Origin of the sequence: Vibrio sp. Y10_XG_PY6, assembly GCF_024181795.1 — a bacterium.
GTDB classification, from domain to species: Bacteria; Pseudomonadota; Gammaproteobacteria; order Enterobacterales; family Vibrionaceae; genus Vibrio; species Vibrio diabolicus.
In genome coordinates, this window is the sequence record NZ_JAMZAQ010000007.1 from 92,872 (window position 1) to 99,717 (window position 6,846).

At 42.9% G+C, this 6,846-nt stretch carries 6 protein-coding genes; all 6 read left to right on the top strand.

Annotated features, from left to right (window positions below):
• The first annotated feature begins 50 nt into the window (after positions 1–50).
• The 6 genes from NL644_RS22060 (at position 51) to NL644_RS22085 (ending at position 6,341) form a co-directional block, all read left to right on the top strand.
• Positions 51–1,385: a PTS sugar transporter subunit IIC gene (locus NL644_RS22060; protein WP_005397441.1), complete on the top strand. Its 1,335-nt coding sequence runs from the start codon at positions 51–53 to the stop codon at positions 1,383–1,385.
• A gap of 51 nt (positions 1,386–1,436) precedes the next feature.
• Positions 1,437–1,748: a PTS lactose/cellobiose transporter subunit IIA gene (locus tag NL644_RS22065; protein WP_031780628.1), complete on the top strand. Its 312-nt coding sequence runs from the start codon at positions 1,437–1,439 to the stop codon at positions 1,746–1,748.
• 10 nt (positions 1,749–1,758) lie between these two features.
• Positions 1,759–3,081, top strand: a complete 1,323-nt coding sequence (locus tag NL644_RS22070; protein WP_005397437.1) for a 6-phospho-beta-glucosidase — start codon at positions 1,759–1,761, stop codon at positions 3,079–3,081.
• A gap of 18 nt (positions 3,082–3,099) precedes the next feature.
• A complete protein-coding gene (gene chbG / locus NL644_RS22075; protein WP_006742368.1) occupies positions 3,100–3,855 on the top strand; it encodes a chitin disaccharide deacetylase in 756 nt (251 codons plus the stop codon).
• A 105-nt stretch (positions 3,856–3,960) separates the two neighbouring features.
• Entirely contained in the window at positions 3,961–4,959 is a 999-nt protein-coding gene (locus NL644_RS22080) for a LacI family DNA-binding transcriptional regulator (protein WP_006742369.1), read from the top strand.
• A 128-nt stretch (positions 4,960–5,087) separates the two neighbouring features.
• Entirely contained in the window at positions 5,088–6,341 is a 1,254-nt protein-coding gene (locus NL644_RS22085; RefSeq protein WP_253658799.1) for an HD-GYP domain-containing protein, read from the top strand.
• The last annotated feature ends 505 nt before the right edge of the window (positions 6,342–6,846 follow it).

Genomic DNA, 6,846 nt, shown 5'->3' on the forward strand with positions numbered 1-6,846 from the left:
ATATAAATATTTGATGCGGGATTCTTTTTCCTAAAATAAGGATGGATTCTATGAAGCTTTATGACGCAATTATAGGCGCAGTCGAAAAGCATATAGCCCCTATAGCAGCAAAAGTGGGGAATCAGCCCCATGTTCGAGCAATGAGAGACGGTTTTATAGTTGCAATGCCGTTTATTATTGTCGGTAGTTTCATTTTGATTTTTGCATTCCCACCATTTGCCGAAGACACGACCTTTACTTTTGGTCGAATTTGGCTCGATTTCGCCACCACACATTTTGATACCATAATGATGCCCTACAACATGTCGATGGGGATCATGACCATTTTTGTTTCGCTCGGCGTTGCTTATAGCTTAGCTAAGGCTTACAAGATGGATGGGATCACGAGTGCTGTATTGTCGCTGATGTCTTTTTTACTCATCGCGGCCCCTGCTAAAGATGGCGCGTTGTCTATGTCACATATGGGAGGAACAGGGATCTTCACTGCTGTGATGTGTGCATTCTTCTCGGTAGAGCTCTACCGTTTTATGAAAAAACACAACATTACGATTCGCATGCCAGAGCAAGTTCCACCGGCGATTGCACGATCATTTGAAGTACTGTTACCAGTCTTAGCGATATTCATTACCTTATATCCACTTAGCCTTTTCGTGCAAACCCAGTACGACATGCTGATTCCAGATGCGGTCATGGCAGTCTTTAAGCCTTTAATTAGTGCGTCTAACTCATTGCCTGCCATTATTGGCGCTCTATTGCTTTGCCAACTACTTTGGTTTGCGGGTATCCATGGTGCTGCAATTGTTGTGGGGCTGCTTTCTCCAATTTTCTTGACCAACATTGGTGCCAACATCGAAGCCTTTGTTGCAGGTGAACCGATTCCAAACGTATTTACTCAGCCTTTCTGGGATTTTTACATCTTTATCGGTGGCTCTGGTGCAACACTTGCTCTTGTTATGCTGATGTCATTTAGCCGTTCTGTTCACCTTAAGAGTATTGGTCGAATGAGTGCGGTGCCTGGCTTCTTCCAAATCAATGAACCTGTGATCTTCGGTAGCCCAGTTGTGATGAACCCGACTTTGTTTATCCCGTTCGTCTTCGCTCCAGTCATCAACGCTACGATTGCGTACTTTGCTGTGCATGTTGGCTTTGTGGGTATGGGTGTCGCTACAACGCCTTGGACAACACCAGCACTGATAGGTGCTTCGTGGGGTAGCGGTTGGACCTTTGCTCCAGTATTGCTCGTCATTGGTTTATTGATTCTTGATCTAATTATCTACTTTCCATTCTTCAAAATGTTTGAGAAGCAAATGTTGGAGCAAGAACTACCAACGACGAAAGAAACTAAAGATGAGGCGCAACCTTCAGGCGAAGGTGTTACTGCTTAACGGTGCTTAATGGGCCGTAATTGCCGCGGCCCGATTTTCGGAGAGAAAATGATGGAACAAGAATTGGTTGTAATGGAGATCATCTGCAATGCTGGCGAAGCTAGAAGTTTGAGCTACGAGGCATTGCGTTTATCTAGAGAACAAGATTTTGATGCGGCTGAGGAGAAGCTCTCTCAAGCAAGAGAGTGCATTAACAAAGCCCACTTAATTCAGACTCAGTTGATTGAGGAAGATCAGGGGGAAGGGAAAGTCCCGATGACGTTAGTGATGGTACATGCTCAAGATCACTTAATGACCACGATTTTGGCTCAAGAAATGGCTGTAGAAATCGTTGCACTGAACAAAAAAATCTCGAACAAATAAGGGGAGAAAAATGTCTAGAGAGGCGATCAAACTTGCCATTATTGGCGGTGGTAGTAGCTATACCCCTGAACTGGTTGAAGGGGTTATTAAGCGCTTAGAATATTTACCCGTTAAGAAGATTCATTTTGTGGACATTGAGTCAGGAGCTGAGAAGCTTGAGATTATCAAAGGTCTAGCGCAGCGAATGGTTGACAAAGCAGGTGCAAAGATTGAGATAAAAGCAGACTTTGATCGTCGTGCTGCGATAAAAGATGCGGACTTTGTGATGACGCAGTTCCGTGTGGGTGGCCTTGCTGCTCGTGCTAATGACGAGCGAATTCCAATTAAATACGACGTCATTGGCCAAGAAACAACAGGCCCTGGTGGTTTTGCTAAAGCACTGCGAACCATCCCGGTTATTCTTGATATATGTAAAGATATTGAAGAGTTGGCACCCAATGCATGGATGCTCAATTTCACCAACCCTGCGGGTTTGGTCTCTGAAGCCGTCAGTAAGTACACCAAAGTAAAGAGTATTGGTTTATGTAATGTGCCGGTTTCGATGGAAATGATGATCGCAGAAATGATGGAGTGCGAGCCAAAAGAGCTACAACTGGAGTTTGCCGGATTAAACCATCTCGTTTGGGTGCACAAAGCATGGCTCAATGGAGAAGATATTACTCAAACGGTATTAGAGAAAGTCGGTGATGGTGCTAACTTCAGCATGAAGAACATCTGGGAAGAACCGTGGGATCCAGCATTTCTAAAAGCGCTGGGGGCGATACCATGTCCTTACCATCGTTATTTCTATCAAACCGATGCTATGCTCGCTGAAGAGAAACAAAGCGCGGGTGAAAAGGGCACTCGTGCTGAGCAGGTAATGGAAACAGAAAATGCGCTATTCAAGCTCTATCAAGATCCTAATCTCGATCATAAGCCGAAAGAGTTAGAAGAGCGGGGTGGGGCTTATTATTCAGATGCATCACTAAACTTGGTTGATTCAATTTATAACAATCGTAATAGTATTCATGTTGTTAACGTCTTAAATAACGGAGCGATTAACGGCCTCCCTGATGATGCTGTGATTGAGTGTAGCGCGGTGATTGGTAGTTGGGGCGCGAAACCTCTTGCGGTTGGTGAGCTGTCAAACAATATCAAAGGATTACTCTATCAAGTCAAAGCATATGAGCAGTTGACAATAGACGCTGCTGTGGAAGGTAATTATGACAAAGCGCTCATGGCATTAACCAACAACCCATTGGTGCCAGACATTGGTCGTGCCAAGTCAATTCTGGATGATATTCTAGCGGTGAACGCTCCGTATTTACCTCAATTTAAACTAACGACGTTGTAGTACTAAGGAAGGACGCCAATGAAAGTCATTTTTAATGCTGATGATTTTGGTTTAACGAGAGGTGTAAATAACGGCATCGTAAAAGCTCATCAGCAAGGTGTTGTTCATTCAACCACCATGATGGTCGGTATGGATGCTGAGAAACATGCTTTAGAGTTGGCTCGCCATAATCCAGACTTGAGAATTGGCGTTCATCTTAGGTTTACAGCGGGAGTGCCTCTAACTGGGCACCCTAATTTGACCAACGGTCGAGCGCATTTTATCAAATACGACGAACTGTGGGGTAAGCAGGACTTCGAAACTCAGGTCATTTATGACGAAGCAAAAGCTCAGGTGGAACATTTTTTATCGCTTGGGTTAGAGCTAAGCCACTTAGATAGCCATCATCACGCGCATACTCACCCTCAAATTTTGCCCGTTATTAAAGAAGTAGCGAGTGAATACCGAGTGCCACTGCGGGGCACTGGCTTGTGTCAAGAATCTATGACAACAAGGTATGTCTTTACTGACGAGTTTTACGATCAAAAAGTAAGTTTAGATGGTTTGATGGCGCATTTATTGAGTCTAAAGACAAACTATGATTTGGTTGAGGTGATGTGCCACCCGGCAGAGGCCGATCAAGCGCTGATTTTAAAGAGTGGTTATGCGCTTCAGCGAGAGCTAGAGTTACAAGTTCTAACCTCTCCCATTTTAAAAGAACAGTTAGCTCAACATGGTATAGCTGTCACGGATTACTCTGAGCTCGTTTCTACCAATCAAATGGTCGGTGTATGATTAAAGGCTGCCAGCTTCGCCCCCTATAAGCACCTTACGAATTGCTGGCAGCCGTTCTACACAAACGGATATTTAATAACAATTGCAGTTGGACCCAATAGCATTATGGCAAGGATTAAAGATGTCGCCGAACTCGCCGGTGTAAATCGCTCTACCGTTTCTCGAATCATTAATGGGGAGGGGAAGTTTCGCGAAGAAACTCGAAAAAAAGTAGAGCAAGCTATGGCGCAACTGAATTATCGCCCGAGTGCGATTGCTCGTTCACTCGCAACCTCATCCAGTAATATGGTTGGCTTATTGGTGACTTACTATACGGGGGGCTTCTTTGGCGAGATGATGGAGCAGGTTCAGACTGAGCTGGATATTCATAAAAAGTTTCTGATTACCGCTCAAGGACATCATTCTGCAGAAGGTGAAAAGGAAGCCATTCAGCGTTTTAATGATCTGCGTTGTGATGGCTATGTCCTCCATAGTCGTTATTTGTCAGATGATGATTTACGTGAATTAGCAAAACAGCCTACGCCTTTCGTTCTTCTGGATCGCTATGTTGAAGGAATAGAAGAGCGTTGCGTTACTTTTAATCATCATCATGCAAGCCGTATTGCCGTCGAGCATCTTTTAGCTGGTGGTCATAGAAAAATCGCCTGTATTACCGGTCCATCCCAACGTCATAATAGTTTATTAAGAAAGCTTGGGTACGTTGACGCGATGAAGGACGCAGGTATCGATATTGACGAAAGCTGGTGTGAAGAAGGGAATTATGGTCGGCAAAGTGGTTATGATGCAATGGCTGCAATTTTACAACGACACCCTGAAGTTACTGCAGTCTTTTCTTGCAGTGAGGAAATGACGGTCGGTGCAATGCAGTACTTACACGAGCACAATATTTCAGTACCGGAGCAAATCTCTTTAACTAGCTTTGACAGTGTCGACCTTTGTGAAAGCCTTTATCCTACAGTGTCGGCAGTGCACTTTCCTATCAGTGATATGGCCCGTGTAGCGGTACAAACATTAATGGGATTAGTCAAAGGTCAAGAAATAATAGATAAGCCAACGTTCGAGGCTCAGCTTAAAATACGCAAAGCAGATCGAACCTTAAAGTAGCTTGCTTTTGCTCATTAAATGAGTAATTAGAAATGACCATCTGATGTTTTGATACTTACTGATGAATTTATTCACAAAATTTACTAGTATTCTAACTCTCTTAGGCAACGTAAATCAGTAGTGAATAAGTGGCAGCCATTAAACTTACGGTCGATCGTATTCAACCCGGATTACATATCCGTCTTCCGCTAAAGTGGAACGATCACCCTTTTCTACTCAATAGTTTTAAGATTAAAGATCAAGAACAAGTCGAGATGATCCGTCACCTCGGTGTAAAGTTCGTTTACTTTAATCCAGAGCAAAGTGATGCCGCACCACTTCCAGTCGACCAGATACAAGCTGATAGAGTAACGAATGAAGCGTCGCTAGATCATGAAACTCAAAAACTTTGGCAAGAAAAACAAAACCGCATAGAAAAGTTAAGTGCGTATCGTCGACGCGTTATTCAGTGCGAAAAAGAGTTTGAGCGCTCTCTTGCGCGTATGCGCTCAGTCATGACGAAAATTCGCAATCGTCCAACAGCTGCCGTTGATGAAGCAAAGCTTCTTATTGAAGATATCGTCGAGAAGTTAATGTGTGATGATAATGTCACTCTACATCTGATGAACGGTAAAAATGAGTTTGAAGATATTTATTTCCATTCGTTGAACGTTGCTGTTATCGCCATGATGATTGGCCGTGCTAACGGGTACTCAGCTGCGCAGTTGAAAGAGCTTTCATTTTCAGCGCTATTCCACGATATCGGTAAAATAAAAATTCCTACCGCAATATTAAGAAAGCAAGCACCGCTGACGGAACCAGAAATTAACTACTTAAAGTTGCACACCAAATATGGAGTAGACCTTGCGAGTCAAATAGAAGGTTTTCCCGAGGTTGCGAGAGTTGTGATTGCACAGCACCATGAACTAAGAGATGGGTCTGGCTATCCCAAAGGTCTGAAAGGAGATGAGATCAACGAGTTTGCTCAAATTATTGCTGTAGCTAACGCATTTGATAACTTGTGTCATACACCTATAGTCTCAGAGCAAAAAATTCCTTATACCGCACTCTCTCATTTATATAAGAACTGTAAACACCTATATAAAGAAGAAAACCTGAATATCCTGATTAAGTTTATGGGCGTGTTTCCTCCAGGCACTGTGGTTCAGCTTTCCAATAATATGGTGGGCTTGGTTATCTCAGTGAATGCATCGCATCTATTATTCCCAAATGTATTGGTTTACGACCCATCAGTGCCAAGGACGCAGGCGCCAATCATTGATCTTGCAGCAAAGGATATAAAGATAGTTAACGCGATTCATCCGTCTAAATTGCCGGAGAAAATCAAAGAGTATCTTAATCCGCGTTCACGCATTTCTTACTTCTTCGATAGTGATGAGTAGTTATCCACAGGTTTTTGTGGGTAAGCTGTAGAAATCTTGAGTGTTATTTCGGGGTAATTTTTGGGTTGGATGGAAAGTATCCACTTGGCATGTTTTTTTAGAAAAAATGTACTTTTAGTATTGCCAAAGAAAATCTTCTCCCTATAATGCGCATCCATCGACACGGCAGACGCCACAAGGCTTCAGCAGGGTCGAAGAGGTGAAAAGCTTCTACGAAAATTAGTTGAAAAAAGTGTTTGACACTCTCAATTATCTCGCTAGAATGCACCTCCGCTTTGAGAGAAAAACTTCTCGATAAGCAAGCTCTTTAACAATATAGACCTATCAATCTGTGTGGGCACTCGTTGATGATAATCCAATTAGAAATTTCTCTTAATAAAGAGGGGTTTCAAATTAGGTTTCAATGAAACGAAGTGACCATTGAATCTTCGGATTCAGCACAGTCAATTCAAACATTACTTTATGTAATGTTCAGTATTCATTGAGCCGAACAAAATCTTAAATT

Excerpts from the sequence above, each read along its gene's own strand:
- NL644_RS22065 (WP_031780628.1), top strand. The coding sequence starts at position 1,437 with ATGGAACAAGAATTGGTTGTAATGGAGATCATCTGCAATGCTGGCGAA.
- NL644_RS22080 (WP_006742369.1), top strand. The coding sequence starts at position 3,961 with ATGGCAAGGATTAAAGATGTCGCCGAACTCGCCGGTGTAAATCGCTCT.
- NL644_RS22070 (WP_005397437.1), top strand. The coding sequence starts at position 1,759 with ATGTCTAGAGAGGCGATCAAACTTGCCATTATTGGCGGTGGTAGTAGC.
- NL644_RS22060 (WP_005397441.1), top strand. The coding sequence starts at position 51 with ATGAAGCTTTATGACGCAATTATAGGCGCAGTCGAAAAGCATATAGCC.
- chbG (WP_006742368.1), top strand. The coding sequence starts at position 3,100 with ATGAAAGTCATTTTTAATGCTGATGATTTTGGTTTAACGAGAGGTGTA.